This window comes from Enterococcus sp. LJL99 (genome assembly GCF_054871725.1).
The window spans coordinates 322,930-337,679 of the sequence record NZ_JBTXLT010000004.1 but is presented as its reverse complement, the minus strand read 5'-3'; the positions used below and the strand labels follow the sequence as shown (position 1 = coordinate 337,679).

The 14,750-nt window shown below is 34.9% G+C and carries 14 protein-coding genes and 1 other annotated feature; of the genes, 5 read left to right on the top strand and 9 right to left on the bottom strand.

Annotation, left to right across the window (positions count from 1 at the left end):
- Nucleotides 1-186: 186 nt before the first annotated feature.
- Nucleotides 187-477: a hypothetical protein gene (locus ACYSNW_RS08815; RefSeq protein ID WP_461744106.1), complete on the top strand. Its 291-nt coding sequence runs from the start codon at nucleotides 187-189 to the stop codon at nucleotides 475-477.
- A gap of 144 nt (nucleotides 478-621) precedes the next feature.
- Nucleotides 622-774, top strand: a complete 153-nt coding sequence (locus ACYSNW_RS08810; RefSeq protein ID WP_461744105.1) for a hypothetical protein — start codon at nucleotides 622-624, stop codon at nucleotides 772-774.
- Nucleotides 775-937: 163 nt separating this feature from the next.
- Here the strand turns inward: ACYSNW_RS08810 and ACYSNW_RS08805 are convergent, their stop codons facing one another.
- The 4 genes from ACYSNW_RS08805 to ACYSNW_RS08790 form a co-directional block, all read right to left on the bottom strand.
- On the bottom strand, nucleotides 938-1,138 hold the full coding sequence (locus ACYSNW_RS08805) for a cold-shock protein (protein ID WP_461744104.1): 201 nt from the start codon (nucleotides 1,136-1,138) through the stop codon (nucleotides 938-940).
- A 145-nt stretch (nucleotides 1,139-1,283) separates the two neighbouring features.
- Nucleotides 1,284-1,952 carry a RadC family protein gene (gene radC, locus ACYSNW_RS08800; RefSeq protein ID WP_461744117.1) on the bottom strand — a complete coding sequence of 223 codons (669 nt, stop codon included), beginning with the start codon at nucleotides 1,950-1,952 and terminating at the stop codon, nucleotides 1,284-1,286.
- Nucleotides 1,953-2,039: 87 nt separating this feature from the next.
- On the bottom strand, nucleotides 2,040-2,699 hold the full coding sequence (locus tag ACYSNW_RS08795; RefSeq protein ID WP_461744103.1) for an HAD family hydrolase: 660 nt from the start codon (nucleotides 2,697-2,699) through the stop codon (nucleotides 2,040-2,042).
- Nucleotides 2,692-4,008, bottom strand: coding sequence for a bifunctional folylpolyglutamate synthase/dihydrofolate synthase (locus ACYSNW_RS08790; RefSeq protein ID WP_461744102.1), 1,317 nt, complete (start codon nucleotides 4,006-4,008; stop codon nucleotides 2,692-2,694). Before ACYSNW_RS08790 ends, ACYSNW_RS08795 begins: the two co-directional genes overlap by 8 nt.
- 416 nt (nucleotides 4,009-4,424) lie before the next feature.
- On the opposite strand from ACYSNW_RS08790, the gene ACYSNW_RS08785 reads away from it, so the two are divergent.
- Nucleotides 4,425-6,983, top strand: a complete 2,559-nt coding sequence (locus ACYSNW_RS08785; RefSeq protein WP_461744101.1) for a YfhO family protein — start codon at nucleotides 4,425-4,427, stop codon at nucleotides 6,981-6,983.
- A gap of 28 nt (nucleotides 6,984-7,011) precedes the next feature.
- Nucleotides 7,012-7,611, top strand: a complete 600-nt coding sequence (locus ACYSNW_RS08780) for a TVP38/TMEM64 family protein (RefSeq protein ID WP_461744100.1) — start codon at nucleotides 7,012-7,014, stop codon at nucleotides 7,609-7,611.
- An 89-nt stretch (nucleotides 7,612-7,700) separates the two neighbouring features.
- On the opposite strand, the gene ACYSNW_RS08775 is transcribed toward ACYSNW_RS08780, so the two are convergent.
- Together ACYSNW_RS08775 and tpx are read right to left on the bottom strand one after the other, a co-directional pair.
- Nucleotides 7,701-10,346 (bottom strand): valine--tRNA ligase, encoded by a 2,646-nt coding sequence (locus tag ACYSNW_RS08775; protein ID WP_461744099.1) that lies wholly within the window; start codon nucleotides 10,344-10,346, stop codon nucleotides 7,701-7,703.
- Between the two features lie 90 nt (nucleotides 10,347-10,436).
- Nucleotides 10,437-10,657: a binding site (T-box leader), on the bottom strand.
- 85 nt (nucleotides 10,658-10,742) lie between these two features.
- Nucleotides 10,743-11,240 (bottom strand): thiol peroxidase, encoded by a 498-nt coding sequence (gene tpx / locus ACYSNW_RS08770; protein ID WP_461744098.1) that lies wholly within the window; start codon nucleotides 11,238-11,240, stop codon nucleotides 10,743-10,745.
- Between the two features lie 4 nt (nucleotides 11,241-11,244).
- Between tpx and ACYSNW_RS08765 the strand changes: the two genes are divergently transcribed.
- Nucleotides 11,245-11,322: a DUF3953 domain-containing protein gene (locus tag ACYSNW_RS08765; RefSeq protein ID WP_461744116.1), complete on the top strand. Its 78-nt coding sequence runs from the start codon at nucleotides 11,245-11,247 to the stop codon at nucleotides 11,320-11,322.
- Here ACYSNW_RS08765 and ACYSNW_RS08760 read toward each other — a convergent pair.
- The 3 genes from ACYSNW_RS08760 to ACYSNW_RS08750 all read right to left on the bottom strand — a co-directional run bounded on the left by ACYSNW_RS08760 (nucleotide 11,319) and on the right by ACYSNW_RS08750 (nucleotide 14,733).
- Entirely contained in the window at nucleotides 11,319-11,972 is a 654-nt protein-coding gene (locus ACYSNW_RS08760; RefSeq protein ID WP_461744097.1) for a redox-sensing transcriptional repressor Rex, read from the bottom strand. The genes ACYSNW_RS08765 and ACYSNW_RS08760 overlap by 4 nt on opposite strands.
- Before the next feature lie 335 nt (nucleotides 11,973-12,307).
- Complete coding sequence (gene thiI / locus ACYSNW_RS08755) at nucleotides 12,308-13,522, bottom strand: tRNA uracil 4-sulfurtransferase ThiI (RefSeq protein ID WP_461744096.1); 1,215 nt, start codon at nucleotides 13,520-13,522, stop codon at nucleotides 12,308-12,310.
- A gap of 65 nt (nucleotides 13,523-13,587) precedes the next feature.
- The gene (locus tag ACYSNW_RS08750) at nucleotides 13,588-14,733 is read right to left on the bottom strand and encodes a cysteine desulfurase family protein (protein WP_461744095.1); all 1,146 of its coding nucleotides are present in this window, start codon (nucleotides 14,731-14,733) and stop codon (nucleotides 13,588-13,590) included.
- Nucleotides 14,734-14,750: the final 17 nt, after the last annotated feature.

The window sequence follows — 14,750 nt, the reverse complement described above, 5'->3', positions numbered from 1 at the left end:
CGTATCGTAAGGTGTGTGTATGAAGTCATAGCTAAATACCTCCTAGTTGATATAATTCGTCAACACCATTATAACAGGATTTTTCACCTTCAATTTATAGTGTTGCACTTAAATTATACATTCTAGTTTACAAAAAGAACATAAGTTCGTATAATGGTTTTATAGCTAAAGTAAGGAGGGATTTTAATGAAATGTTGCTTCACAGGATCTAGTTCAAAAATAAAAATATTGACCTATTCAAAAATGCCTTTAGTTCGTTTTACCCTAAACACATCTAAAGAAACAATCAATTGTATAATTGCGACACACTCTCTAAATTTTTTGGCTGATGCTACCGAAAATACACGAATGACTTTATTTGGACATATGAATCATAAAAAACAATTTATAGTTGAAAAATACTCAATCTTGGGAACGCCAGAAACTTTATGGCATGTAACTCATTCAATCTACCCAAGTAGAGTAAAATCACCTTAGTTTAATTCGCTATTCTTTATTTTTTTTCTTCATTTAATGGTCAAAAGGAGTTTTGCTTGCTCAGAAATTATATGCTATACTATTTTTGAGATTTTTATAAATCTCACCACCTTTCATAATAATTATAAAGAAAGGAGGATCATTATGACGTTTGGTACAAATGTATTAGAGTATCGTGTAGCTCTTGATACCCAAAAGAATTTGTTTATGGCTATTGATGTGAATGACCAATCAAACATCGCCTATGGTATCACGATTACGCAAGCAGTGACTGAATTACAAAAATCAACTATTTAAGGGGTGTTATCAAGCTAAATGAGCGATTCGAGTTTTAATATGATTTAAAGGCATCAGGTGGATAATGACACAGATGTCTTTTTTAATATACTTTTTTGAAAATCAACTTGATAGAACTAAAAAAAACACCTAGCAAAAAGCTAGATGTTTTTGAATGGACAAATTAGTTTTTTTCAACATTAACAGCTTGAGGTCCACGATCTGAATCTTCAACGTCAAAGCTTACAGGTTGACCTTCTTCTAATGTTTTGAATCCGTCTCCTTGGATTGCTGAGAAATGTACGAATACATCGCTACCATCTTCACGAGAGATAAATCCAAAGCCTTTTTCTGCATTAAACCATTTTACTGTTCCTTGTTCCATTCCTGTTCCTCCTCGTGCTTAAGCACAAAATATTGTAACATTGCCCGTACGATAGAGGGTTTTTAAATAAAAAACTTCTATGATGTGCCAAACAAGATTACCCTTTCATTGTACACGCGCCCCCCTGTTTTTGCAAGAAAACTAGCTATTCTTCCGTAAAAAAATTTTCTTCTCGCATACTGATATAGACCTTTTGACCAATAATGATATGGTCTAAAACTTCGATTCCCATCATCTCTCCACATTTTTGAATACGTCTAGTAAATTGAATGTCACTTTCAGACGGTGTTGGGTTACCTGAAGGGTGATTATGAGCTAGAATGACTCTTGCCGCTGAAAACTTAACGGCTCCTCGAAAAATCTCTCTTGGATGTGCCACACTTTGATTTAAGCTCCCTTTAAAAATTGTTTGGCGCTTAATTACTTCATTTTTTGTATTTAAATATAAACAAATCAAATGCTCTTGCTGAAAATCTTGCATCTCTATCATCAAATTTTGAGCAATTTGATAACTTGACGAAATTTTACCAAATTTTTCTTGAGTACTTTGCTGAATCCGATAACCAAATTCAAAAGCAGCTCGTAATTCAATCGCTTTGATTCGACCAATTCCTTTGATTGTCATCATTTCAGTGATGGTTGCATTTCGTAGGTCATACAAATGAATAAAATGATTTAAAAAACTAGCCGAAACTTCCATTACGTTTTTATTTTTGGAACCAGTTCGTAGTAATATCGCCAGTAATTCTTGATTGGATAATGCTTTTTCTCCTACTTCTTCTAAACGTTCTCTAGGCAAACAATCTTCAGGCATTTCTCGAATAAATAATCGCTCTTTTTTCAACAAAAAAACCGCTCCTTTTTTTCTTTATAATTAAAGATACGCAAAGGAGCGATAAAATCATTTTGCTAAATAAGAAGGAACTTTTTTTAAACTATCAAAAATCGCAAGTGTCTTCGTCTCTATTTCAGGTGTAGGTTCAATTAGGTCTGGAATCATAATTACCGGAATTCCTGCAGCTTTAGCAGCTGAAATACCATGTTTTGAATCCTCTAAAACTAACGTCTTTTCGGGTTTTGTACCTAAAAAATCAACTGCTTTATTGAAAATTTCTGGATCTGGTTTGGCTCGAGTCACATCTTCTGCAGAAAGGATACCTGAAAAGCGATCTTGAATCTCAGCGTTAGAGAGTAATAACTCAATTGCACTGCGAACATTACTTGAAGCAACCACTCGAGGAATTTGAGCTTGATCCAAATAATCTAACAATTCTAAAACGCCATCTTTCAAAGGAACTGCACCAGAAGCGAAAACTTGGTAGGTATCTTCGTAAGACCGACGGATAAATTCATCGACTGTTTCTTTTCCATGTTCTTGATAGATTTGATGATAATGAGCTTTCACTTCTTCATCTGAAACACCGATAAAATCCATATAAAGTTCTTTTGTATAAGGGATACCCATCTCATCTGCAATTTTTTGCGTTGATTCATAATAGACTAGCTCTGTATCAAAAAGCAAGCCATCCATATCAAAAATAACACCTTCAAATTTATTCATTACTTCCTCCTACATTTAATAATAATTCTCTCACTTGTGAAACAAAATAAAGTGAGCCAGTAACAAGTAATAAGTCATCTTCTGCCATCTTTTCTAAAATTTCGCCTAAACCAAATTGCCATAATGAAACAATTTCTGTATGCTCATCTTCATAATGCATCATTTTTGATAACTCGATAGCTCTTGGATAGTCGAATGTTGTCAAATATAAATGAACTTTCGGGATGGTTTTCAACTTCGTTAACATTTGATTGATGTTTTTAGTCGCTAATGCTGAGAATAATATATTGATTTCTCGATTTGGAAATTCTTTTTTTATGTTATCGACTAATCGATCAACTGCATGGTCATTATGAGCGCCATCTAAAATAATTAATGGCTCTGCACTTAGTAATTCCATTCGAGCAGGCCAAAAAGCTTTTTTTAGTCCATTATAAATATCACGCTCCGCTAAGTTAAGTTGCTTGATTTGACCATATAAATAGAAAAGTTGAATAGCTACCGCCGCATTTTCAGTTTGATGATGACCTAGTAACGGTACTTTAACATTCGTTAACTTACCTGCCGCTCCATAAAAATTGAATACTTCGCCCCACTCTTTATCCGGATGTAAATATTCTAATGTATATTCTTTGCCGTAGCGATAAATTTTGCTTTCCATTTCATCAGCTTTATCTTGAATAACAAGCATCGCTTCTTCGCCAATATTTCCTGTAACTACTGGGATATTTTTTTTGATAATTCCTGCTTTTTGAAAAGCGATTTTTTCAATTGTTTCACCTAAAATTTCAGTATGATCTTTCCCAATCGTTGTAATTGCTGTCAACATAGGGTGAGCAACATTGGTACTATCTAACAGTCCACCTAACCCGACTTCAATAATAGCGACATCCACTTGCTCCTCATAAAAATAATCAAACGCCATTGCTGTTAACGTTTCAAATTCAGTAATTCCTGCTGTTTCAGGTTCTTTATCCAATTCATTCACTAAGGATTGATATTTTTTCACATAAGAGATCAATTGCTGCTCTGAGATTCCATGACCATTAATTGCAATTCTCTCGTTAAATTCTTCAATATAAGGGGACGTAAAGGTTCCAACTGTTAATCCTACTTCTTGTAGCATGCAACGTAAATAAGTCACTGTTGATCCTTTGCCATTAGTTCCTGCAATATGAATCGTTGGTACCTTTGTTTCTGGATGTTCAACAAGATTTAACAACGCGGCTACACGATCCAAACCAGGCCTTGTTCCAAAAGGTAGTCGACTGTGGACCCAATCAATTGCTTCTTCTATCGTTAAGCTCATTTTTTTCACTCCTCACACCGTTCATTATAACGAAACAAAAGTGGCTTTTCACTAATAAACATCTGATTTAGTAAAAATAGTTTTAAATTTCCTTTTTGAAATCGGATTCTTAGGATTTCACTCTATCCTACTATAAAAACTATGATAAAATGAACATATTGTCTAATAATACCGAGTGAAGTGAAACAAAGTAAAAATTAGCCTACCAGTAATTACTTAAAACTTATTATTATTACGATAACACTCGAAAAACAGAGGAATTCGATAACCATCGGACTTACTTGCTTCTCGAAGCAAACCATTCTTTGTTCCAACGGCTAAAAAAACATTACGAAACTTATCTTTTAGAACGTCTTCAGCGATTTGCTTTCGACTATCAGATGTTTATTCAATTATTTAGAAACAGAGGAATATATATGTCTAAAAAACGAACTACCTTTTTACGATTAATGAGTTTTCTGCTCCCTTTCGCACTCCTTCTTACTCTTTGGTTGATTTTGGGCTTAGCTCCTTTTGGTAAGAACAATCTTTTGGTAAGTGATCTCGGGACGCAATATCTTCCTTTTTTGAGTGCCTTCAAACAATATTTTGAGAGCGGAAATCATTTGACCTATTCCTTCTCAAATGGCATTGGTGGCTCGATTTTATCCTTAGTGGCTTACTACGTAATCAGCCCTTTTAATTTTCTAGTGTTCTTTTTTTCTTCTAGTCAGCTCCCTATTGCAATTTTATTAATTATCACCTTAAAAATTTCATGTATGGGTAGCGCTATGTTTTATTATTTACAAAAAACCTATCAGCGAACTACCAGTGGTTTGCTTCTCTTTTCAACTTCTTATAGTCTTTGCGGGTTTGTCATTGCTTATAGTTTAAATTTCATGTGGTTGGATGCGTTGATTCTATTACCTTTACTGATTTTAAGTATCCAACGTTTATGGGAGCAAAAAAAATGGGGTGCTTATAGTATCCTACTTTTTCTGACAATTATTACCAATTACTATATGGGGTATATGATCTGTATTTTTGCGGTTTGTTATAGTATGTACTGGTATTATCTTTCACCAAATAAAAAAACTAAATCAATCTGGCGCTTTTTTAAATCGGGGAAACTATTTTTCCTTAGTTCGTTTCTATCTGGTGTTAGTACTAGCTTTATCTTACTACCCGCAATTGAAGGGATGCTTCAAACAAAAAAAACTGCATTTGATTTATCTACTTTCTTTCCAAAACCAGTTTTTGGTTTCTCATTTTTATCTCAATTTGGACTGGGAACAATCAATTTTGATTTACGTTTAGATCATTTACCTAGTGTTTTTTCTGGCTTATTAATGACACTGTTGTTCATCACTTATTTCACTTTAAAAGAAATTTCTTTTAAAGAAAAAAAAGCAACCCTACTGGTGATGGGTTTTATCTTTTTAAGTTTTTGGTTAGAAGGATTAGGAACGGTTTGGCATATGTTCCAAAATCCAGCTGGTTTTCCTTATCGAAATACCTTTATTTTTAGTTTTTTACTAATCAAATTTGCTTATGAAGCTTACCTTAAATTAAAAGATGGCGCTATTTTGCCGCTAAAAGTCCCGCTTATTTTTTCTGTTTTACTAAGTATTGGTCAACTTGCCCTAGCAATAAACCATCAGACTTTTCTTTTATCTAACAGTTATTTTTTTATCAGTCTTTTCTTTATTTGGTTGTTCTACTTTATTATCTATGTTCAGCAGAAGACACATTACTTCAAGAAAAGTCTCTCCATCCTGTTGTTAGCACTCGTTTGTTGCGAAATTGGTACAAATTACTGGATTTCTTTAAAAGATATTCCTTTTGGTAATCAGCAAAATTATGCAACAATGTATCAGCAACAAAGTCAAATTATTCGTAATCTAAAAGCTAAACAACCTGAATTATTCCGAATTAAGCAAACATTAGACTCTACTGCTTCTGGCTACAGTGAAAAAAATAATGGGTATAATAACTCAATTTTATTTGGCTATGCGGGTGTTTCGAGTTATACATCAACTCTAGAAGCATCTACTCAAGATAGCCTGAATATTTTAGGCTTATATGCTAAAAATGATCGTCGAATTGGGTATGTGGATAATTCAAAAGTCATTAACTTCTTATTGAATGTCCCATATGAAATTACTCCTGAAACGCTTGATAAAGAACCTTTGGAAGCATTCGAAGAAACGACGGTCTATAAAAATGATGAAGCAATTGGCATGGGAATCTTAGCTGCTGATACATTAAAAGACTTAGAATTGACGACCAAAGATCCTTTGAAAAATCACGAGGATATCTTACAACAATTTAGTCCAAGTACAGAACCGTATTTTGAAAATGTTAAAAAGTTAACAGAAAAAACAACAGCTAATTATTACCAATTAGAAGCACAAGTCAATACAACAGGAGATCTCTATGCCTATATCCCGCATATCAATTGGAAGAATGTCAGCGATATTGAAGTGAATGGTAAAAAAATTAAACCTACTATTGCGATTGCTACCAACCAACTTTTTAATCTCGGTTTCTTTAACAAAAATGAGCCGGTGACTTTAACGATTTACTCTAAGAAAAAACTTGATTTGACCGATTGGACGTTACAAACTCTTAACCAAAATAAATTTGATCAACTTGTTTCTGAAAAACAAGAGCAGTCACTTTCGCTACATAAAGAAAATGGCCGCTATAGTGGACAAATAACGGTCGACGACGATGATAGACTTCTGTATTTATCGATTCCATTTGATAAAAACTGGACGGTCAAAGTCGATGGAAATAAAGTCGCCACTTTCCCTGTTTTAGAAAACTTTACTGGAATCAACTTAGCCAAAGGAACTCATCAAGTGACTTTTCAGTATCATCAAAAAAGCTTTACTCTAGGTATTATGATTAGCATTTTAGTTCTTTTTAGCGTATCATTTTACCAACTGATCAAATGGCGATTAAAAAAAAGAACAACCTCTTCTAATCAGTAGTTCTTGTTCTTACAAGGAGCTATACAAAATGAAATCGATTATCGCATTTTTAAAACGTGTTATCTATCTACTACCAATTTTTGGAATTATTGGTTTTACTGGTTTAGTAGCTTATGGCTATTCAAAAGGAATCTTCCATTCTGTTCATACGTTACAAACCTTTATTGGTCAATTTGGCGACTACGCTGTTGCATTTTTTATTGTCTTACAGATTTTGCAAGTCATCGTTCCTATCTTGCCTGGCGGTATTTCTTCCGTCGTTGGAATGTTAATGTTTGGCAATATTCAAGGCTTGATTTATAGTTATATCGGCTTAATCATTGGCGATATTCTAGTTTATTGGATTGCTCGTTATTACGGAAAACCTTTTGTTAAATTGATTCTGAGTAAAAAACGCTATTCTCAATTTGAACAAATGCTTGACCGACCAAAAGATGGCATTAAGAAACTCATGATTATTACCTTATTAGTTCCTTTTGCTCCAGACGATTTGGTTTGTTTAGTGGCTGGTTTGACCGACTTTCCGTTTAAAGAATACACCAAGATTTTACTCCTTTTAAAACTATGGTCTGTTGGAACATATAGTTTTGCAATTCTATTTATTTTTGAGAAATTTTTGATGATCTGATTATAGAAATCATTCAAAAAAGCAATCACTAAGGTTTTGTTTTCTAGTTAATAGAAAACGGCCTAAGTGATTGCTTTTTATTCTTTTATTTAGCCAACTGTTTTCAATTGGGCAATTCGTTCTTTCACGATTTCTTGTTTTTCTAAGTAGTCTTTTTCTTTCGCTTTTTCAGCAGCGACTACTTCTTCTGGAGCATTAGAAACAAAACGTTCATTGGCCAATTTCCCTTGTACTCGTTTTACTTCTTGTGTCCATTTTTCTAATTCTTTTTCTAAGCGAGCAATTTCTTCCTCGATATTTATCAAACCAGCTAATGGTAAATAAATTTCTGCGCCAGTTAAAACGGCAGACATCGCCAATTCTGGTGCAATGATATCTGGACTAATCGTCAACTCTTCGGGATTACAGAAACGTTCGATATAGTTTGTATTTTCTGCTAAGAAGGTATTGATTTCTTTATCTGTTGTTTTGATTAATAACGTAATTGGTTTTGAAAGGGGCGTATTTACTTCTGCGCGAATATTTCGAACGGAACGAATCACTTCTTTCAATACTTCCATCCCTCTAGCAGCTGTTTCATCTGATAATTCATCTTTAACCACTGGATAAGCTGCAACAACTAATGATTCCCCCTCATGAGGAATATTTTCCCAAATTTCTTCTGTTACAAACGGCATAATTGGATGCAATAGGCGTAAGATTTGATCTAATGTATAAACCAAAATACTCTTAGTTGTTTGTTTGGCAGTTTCATTTTCCCCATAAAGAATTTCTTTACTCATTTCAATGTACCAATCACAGAAATCATCCCAAATAAAGTTGTATAACTGACGACCAGCTTCACCGAATTCAAAACGGTCAAATAAATCAGTCACTCGTTCGATGGTCTCATTTAATCTAGTTAAGATCCAACGATCAGCAACCGTTTTGTCCCCACTAAAATCAATTTCTTCAACAGTCATTCCTTCAACGTTCATAATTACGAAACGACTAGCATTCCAAATTTTATTGATGAAGTTCCAAGAGGCATCCATTTTTTCATAACTGAAACGCATATCTTGGCCTGGAGCAGAACCGTTAGACATAAACCAACGTAAAGCGTCCGCACCATACTGGTCGATGACTTCCATTGGATCGATTCCATTCCCTAAAGATTTACTCATTTTGCGACCATCTTCTGCTCGAATCAATCCATGCATCAAGACATTTTTAAACGGTGCTTTTCCAGTAAACTCTAAACTTTGGAACATCATTCGACTTACCCAGAAGAAGATAATATCATAGCCTGTAATTAAGGTACTCGTTGGGAAATATCGTTGGTAATCAGAAGCCTCTTCATCTGGCCAGCCCATCGTTGAAAATGGCCATAAAGCAGAACTAAACCAAGTATCTAATACGTCTGAATCTTGAATCCAATTTTCTGCATCTGCCGGAGCTTCCATTCCAACATACATTTCTCCTGTTTCTTTATGGTACCAAGCAGGAATTTGATGTCCCCACCAAAGCTGACGGGAAATTACCCAGTCGTGAACATTTTCCATCCAACGTAAAAAGGTTTGATTAAAACGTGGTGGGAAAAATTCCACTGCATCGTCTGTATCTTGATTTTTTATCGCTTTTTCAGCTAATGGTGCCATTTTTACAAACCACTGAGTAGATAAACGTGGTTCAACAACAACACCAGTACGTTCTGAGTGACCAACACTGTGCGTCATTTTTTCGATTTTAATCAAGCGACCGATTTCTTTTAGATCAGAAATAATTAGTTTACGGGCTGCAAAACGATCCATCCCTTGATATTTCCCAGCTAATTCATTCATCGTTCCATCTTCATTCATCACGTTGACACGTGGTAAATCATGACGATTCCCCACTTCAAAGTCATTCGGATCATGAGCTGGCGTGATTTTTACTACGCCTGTTCCAAAATCCATTTCAACGTATTCATCCGCAATAATCGGTATTTCTTTCTCTACTAATGGTAAAGTCACTGTTTTGCCAATCAACTCTTGGTAACGCTCGTCATCAGGATGAACAGCAATCGCAGTATCTCCAAGCATTGTTTCAGGTCTAGTAGTAGCAATTTCCACAACACCAGAACCATCAGTCAACGGGTAGCTCATATGATAAAAAGCACCCTCTACATCTTTATGAATTACTTCAATATCAGATAATGCCGTTTTTGCTTTTGGATCCCAATTAATGATATACTCCCCACGATAAATCATTTCTTTTTCATAAAGAGCAACAAACACTTTGCGTACTGCTTCAGATAAACCATCATCTAACGTGAAACGCTCACGCTTATAATCTAAAGAAAGTCCAATTTTTGCCCATTGTTCACGAATATGGCTTGCATATTCTTCTTTCCAATCCCAAACTTGTTCCACAAATTTTTCGCGACCTAAATCATAACGAGAAATTCCTTGCTCAGCCAATTTCTCTTCGACTTTGGCTTGTGTAGCAATTCCAGCATGGTCCATTCCTGGTAACCATAAGGTATCAAAACCTTGCATTCGTTTTTGACGGATTAACATATCTTGCAACGTTGTATCCCAAGCATGACCTAAATGTAATTTCCCAGTTACATTTGGGGGTGGAATAACGATTGAATAAGGTTTTGCTTTTTTATCTCCACTTGGTTTAAAAACATCTTGGTCTAGCCATTTTTGATAGCGCCCCTGTTCAACTTCGTTAGGTTGATATTTCGTGGGTAAATTTTTCTCAGTTGTCATAGCAATCCTTCTTTCGTTCTATTTAATTTTTATTCGTTTTATTTTAAGACAGAGTGTGAAACAAAAAAAAAGCCCTAAAATACTTTCGTATTCTAGGACGTATAATCTTACGCGGTACCACCTAAATTATGTTTGCTTGAGCAAACATCGCTTCGTTAGTGAGTTAACGATCACCACTCGAATAGTCTTACTAAATGATTCAGACTACTGACTTCCAAGCTACCTTCTGATTAACTGTGTGAAAATCTCTCAGCTTTTGATTTTCTCTCTAAAACGACGTCAATCGTACTCCTCTTGTTCACTGTCTTTGCTACATTTTACAATGGAAAAGTTTGAAAGTCAAACCGTGTTGTAAAACTACTAATCTAGCAAATAGCGAAAAACAACCGTTTCAGTTTAAGAAGCAACTAATGCTTTGGCACTAGCAATTGCTTTAGCATAATCTGGTTCTTCTGCAATCTCTGCCGAAATTTGTTCATAAATAATTTTTCCAGTAGCATCAATCACAAAAATTGCTCGCGCTAATCGACCCATTGCAGGAATGAATAATCCATAAGCTTCGCCAAATGAACCATCTTGATCATGCAACATTTCCATATCTACGCCTTCAGCTGCACACCAATTTTCTTGTTCTTCCTTCGTATTATTAGAAATCGTCACAAATTGAATCCCTGCAATATTACCTGCTTCTTGATTAAAACGTTTTGTTTGTAACGCACAAACTCTCGTATCAATATCTGGAACAACACTAATTAAAACAGGTTTCCCTTCAAATTGGCTTAACGTTATCGCTTCATTCGCTAAATTAGGAATTGAAAAATTTGGTGCCTGTTCTCCCTCAAGTGGTTGAATACCAGTTACCTCAAGAACTTCACCTTTTTTAGTCACTTGCATTTTATTGCTCCTCTCCTACTACTTATTTGCTTTTAGTATAGAGGAAGAGAAAAAGGAAAACAAACTTCTTGCTTTCCTTTAGCGTTTTGTGAGGGAAAAATTCTCATCAAAATAAATCAAGGTTTGTAACTCGGTCGTCAAATCAATATACTGAACATTGACATGTGCTGGAACTGTTACTCGATCCGGTGCAAAATTCAAAATAGCTGTAATACCACTATCAACGATTTGATTGATTGCTTCTTGTGCATACTGGCTAGGAACGGTAGAAATGGCTACAGACACTTCGTTTGATTGAATCGTCGTTGCTAAGTCTTCCATTGATTGAACTACGATATCATCAATAACCATTCCAACTAATTCTGGATTTGTATCAAAAGCACAAGTAATATTTAAATTTTCATTTCTACGAAAATTATTCTTAATCAATGCTTTACCAAGATTCCCACAACCTATCAAGGCAATTCCTTTTTCTTCTTGCGTATTTAAAATATTACTAAATACATCAATTAAATAAGGAACATCATAGCCGTAACCACTGCGACCTAACTCACCTAAATGTGAAAAATCACGACGAATTGTGGCTGAAGGAACTTGAGTGATTTCACTAAATTCTTTTGATTTAATTCGAGTGACCCCTGAATCTCCTAGCATTTTTAAATACCGTAAATATAATGGAAAGCGTTTTGCAGTTGCTTTAGGCATCTTTTTATCTTTATATATAGTCTCCATTAGATACTCTCCTTGTTAATTCGTTCACATACTTAGTGTAGCACGGTTCAGTTTACTGGGCAACTAGTTTGTGAAACAACTATCAGAAAATGAGTAAATACTAATCAAAAAGAATGCAAAAAGAAACTCACGTATTTCTTTCAAGATAACTTCTTTTTTTTAAACTCTTATTTGAATAGAAATTTCACGAATTTTCTCATTTATTGAGCTATAAAAAAGAGCAGAAAGATTTCTGAAATTCTAACCGTCCTCATCGTTAGATTTAGACAAATTTCAGCCTACTCTTTCTACTCTGATTGCAAAAAAATGTTAACTTTATCCATAAATCTTAGTTTTTATAACAAATCTGAAAACTCTTCGGTTTGTTTTGCTTGCTCTGGTTCGACTGTAATTTCACTCACCTTAATCCCAGCTAAAGAACGTTCCATCAATCCTTCAATATCCAATCGAGCTTCATATGAACGAGCCTTATCCAATTTCGGTCTTGTTTTTGGTTGTGGTGGAGCAAAAATAGTACAACAATCTTCAAAAGGTTGAATTGCTAATTCAAATGTATCGATTTTTTCTGCAAGTTCAATGATTTCGCTCTTATCCATTGTTACAACAGGACGAACAATTGGTGTCATGGTCACTTCGTTGATTGCGACCATGCTTTGCAAGGTTTGCGAAGCTACTTGCCCTAAAGATTCGCCATTGATAATCACTAATCCTTTACGGAGTTCTCGCAGTGCATCTGTTAAACGCAACATCATTCGACGAGTAACGGTCATTAAATAGCCCTCTGGCACCACTCGCTTGATTTCTTCTTGAATTTCGGCAAATGGTACTTCGATAAATTGAATACTCCCTGCATAGGGTGCCAATTTAGCTGCCAAATCTTTCGTTTTTTGTAACGATTGCTCACTCGTGTAGGGAGGACTTGCAAAATGGACCGCTTCAATCTCAACGCCACGTTTCATCGCTAAATAACCAGCCACAGGAGAATCAATCCCTCCAGACAACATTAGCATCCCACGACCACTAGTTCCGACAGGTAAGCCTCCAGCTCCTTTGATTGTTTCAAAAGAAAGATAAACTGCTTCTTTTCTGACTTCTACACGAATATTGATATCTGGTTGTTTCATTTGTACTTTAATGTCTGGACAAACTTCAAAAACAGCTCCGCCTAATTCACGATTTAATTCATTAGAATCCAATTCAAATGAATGATCTGAACGTTTAGACGTAATTTTAAATGTTTGGCCAGGTTGGTAAACACTTAAAATAATTTCTTGAACCATTTTACGAATGGCTGGTACCTCTTTTTCTACTTGAATACTAGGTGAGAATGTTTGAATTCCAAAAATTTTTTCCAGTTTTGGTAGTACTTGTTGTCCATCTGCTCCGTTTAAAATCAAATGCATACGGTCGCGATCTGCACGAATTTTTATTTCGGGAAACGCACTTAATGATCGTTTCACATTTTGAGCTAGTTGCATGATAAATGAACGTCTATTTTTTCCTTTTGTTGAAAGTTCGCCATAACGAACCATAATTTCTGTATATTTCATTTTGTCAGTCCTTCTCTAATGATCTCTGATTTACTTGTTTGAAACATTGAACGATGTACTTATCTTTATCCGATAACAGAAAATCGTTTATATAATTGATTAAAAATGACCATGAATTGTTCTGCCTCAGCCATGGTATTACTTTCGTCTAAACTAATTCGGATTGCAGACGTCGCGATATAATCAGGAACTTTCATCGCATGTAACGTACTACTAGCGGTTTTCTTTTTACTGGAACAAGCGCTAGTAGTAGAAGTATAAATTTGCTTTTCTTCTAATGCATGAACCAATACTTCACCTCGAATATTTTTTAATCCGAAACATAAAATATGCGGTGCAAAATCAGTAGTCATCTCTGAAAATAAAGTCACATTTTTATATTCTTTCAGTGCTTCTAATAAATAACGACGAATGATCGCTGTATGATTTGGTTTTTCAGCAATTTTAGTCAAATATAAGCGTAATGCTTTTGCCATGGCAACGATTCCTGCAACATTCTCGGTACCACTTCGATGATTATTTTCTTGTCCACCACCATTTAGCAAGGGTAACAATTTTCTACCTTGTTTCCAATAAATAAAGCCCACGCCTTTTGGACCATGAAATTTATGAGCAGAAAAAGTAGCAAAGTCGACACGTGGGGTCAGCCAAGTTTCAAATGGTACTTTACCGATTGCTTGGACAGCATCTACATGAAAATGAATCTTTGGATAATTTTCTAATATTTGACTGATTTCTTGAATTGGTTGAATTGAACCCACTTCATTATTAACCGCCATAATCGATACTAAAATAGTTTCTTTGCGAATTAATTTTACTAACTCAGAAACACATACTAAGCCATGTTTATCTACAGGCGCAATCGAAACTTCAAATCCATTTTTAGCTAACTGCTTTGCTGATTCAGCGACTGCGGGATGTTCAATACTTGAAATAATAATATGACGTCCAAATGTCTTTTTTGCTAAAGCAGTTCCTTTTAAAATCCAATTATCGCCTTCTGTTCCACCACTAGTAAAAAAGACCTCATCTTGTCCAACATTAATTAATTCAGCTATTTGTTTTCTTGATTGCTGAATCAAACGATTGGACTGATTCCCTAAATCATTCAAACTAGAGGGATTACCAATAATTCGTTGACTTGTTTTTATATAGGCATCAAGTGCTTGAGGATAAATCGGAGTTGTCGCACTGTTATCAAAATAAATCATCTAAAAAACCTTCTTCT

What these genes read in the sequence shown, in the direction of transcription:
- ACYSNW_RS08785 (WP_461744101.1), top strand. Translation starts at nt 4,425, where the DNA reads ATGTCTAAAAAACGAACTACCTTTTTACGATTAATGAGTTTTCTGCTC.
- ACYSNW_RS08780 (WP_461744100.1), top strand. Translation starts at nt 7,012, where the DNA reads ATGAAATCGATTATCGCATTTTTAAAACGTGTTATCTATCTACTACCA.
- ACYSNW_RS08795 (WP_461744103.1), bottom strand. Translation starts at nt 2,699, where the DNA reads ATGAATAAATTTGAAGGTGTTATTTTTGATATGGATGGCTTGCTTTTT.
- radC (WP_461744117.1), bottom strand. Translation starts at nt 1,952, where the DNA reads ATGCCTGAAGATTGTTTGCCTAGAGAACGTTTAGAAGAAGTAGGAGAA.
- ACYSNW_RS08815 (WP_461744106.1), top strand. Translation starts at nt 187, where the DNA reads ATGAAATGTTGCTTCACAGGATCTAGTTCAAAAATAAAAATATTGACC.
- ACYSNW_RS08775 (WP_461744099.1), bottom strand. Translation starts at nt 10,346, where the DNA reads ATGACAACTGAGAAAAATTTACCCACGAAATATCAACCTAACGAAGTT.
- ACYSNW_RS08760 (WP_461744097.1), bottom strand. Translation starts at nt 11,972, where the DNA reads ATGGAGACTATATATAAAGATAAAAAGATGCCTAAAGCAACTGCAAAA.
- ACYSNW_RS08810 (WP_461744105.1), top strand. Translation starts at nt 622, where the DNA reads ATGACGTTTGGTACAAATGTATTAGAGTATCGTGTAGCTCTTGATACC.
- ACYSNW_RS08750 (WP_461744095.1), bottom strand. Translation starts at nt 14,733, where the DNA reads ATGATTTATTTTGATAACAGTGCGACAACTCCGATTTATCCTCAAGCA.
- ACYSNW_RS08790 (WP_461744102.1), bottom strand. Translation starts at nt 4,008, where the DNA reads ATGAGCTTAACGATAGAAGAAGCAATTGATTGGGTCCACAGTCGACTA.
- tpx (WP_461744098.1), bottom strand. Translation starts at nt 11,240, where the DNA reads ATGCAAGTGACTAAAAAAGGTGAAGTTCTTGAGGTAACTGGTATTCAA.
- ACYSNW_RS08805 (WP_461744104.1), bottom strand. Translation starts at nt 1,138, where the DNA reads ATGGAACAAGGAACAGTAAAATGGTTTAATGCAGAAAAAGGCTTTGGA.
- thiI (WP_461744096.1), bottom strand. Translation starts at nt 13,522, where the DNA reads ATGAAATATACAGAAATTATGGTTCGTTATGGCGAACTTTCAACAAAA.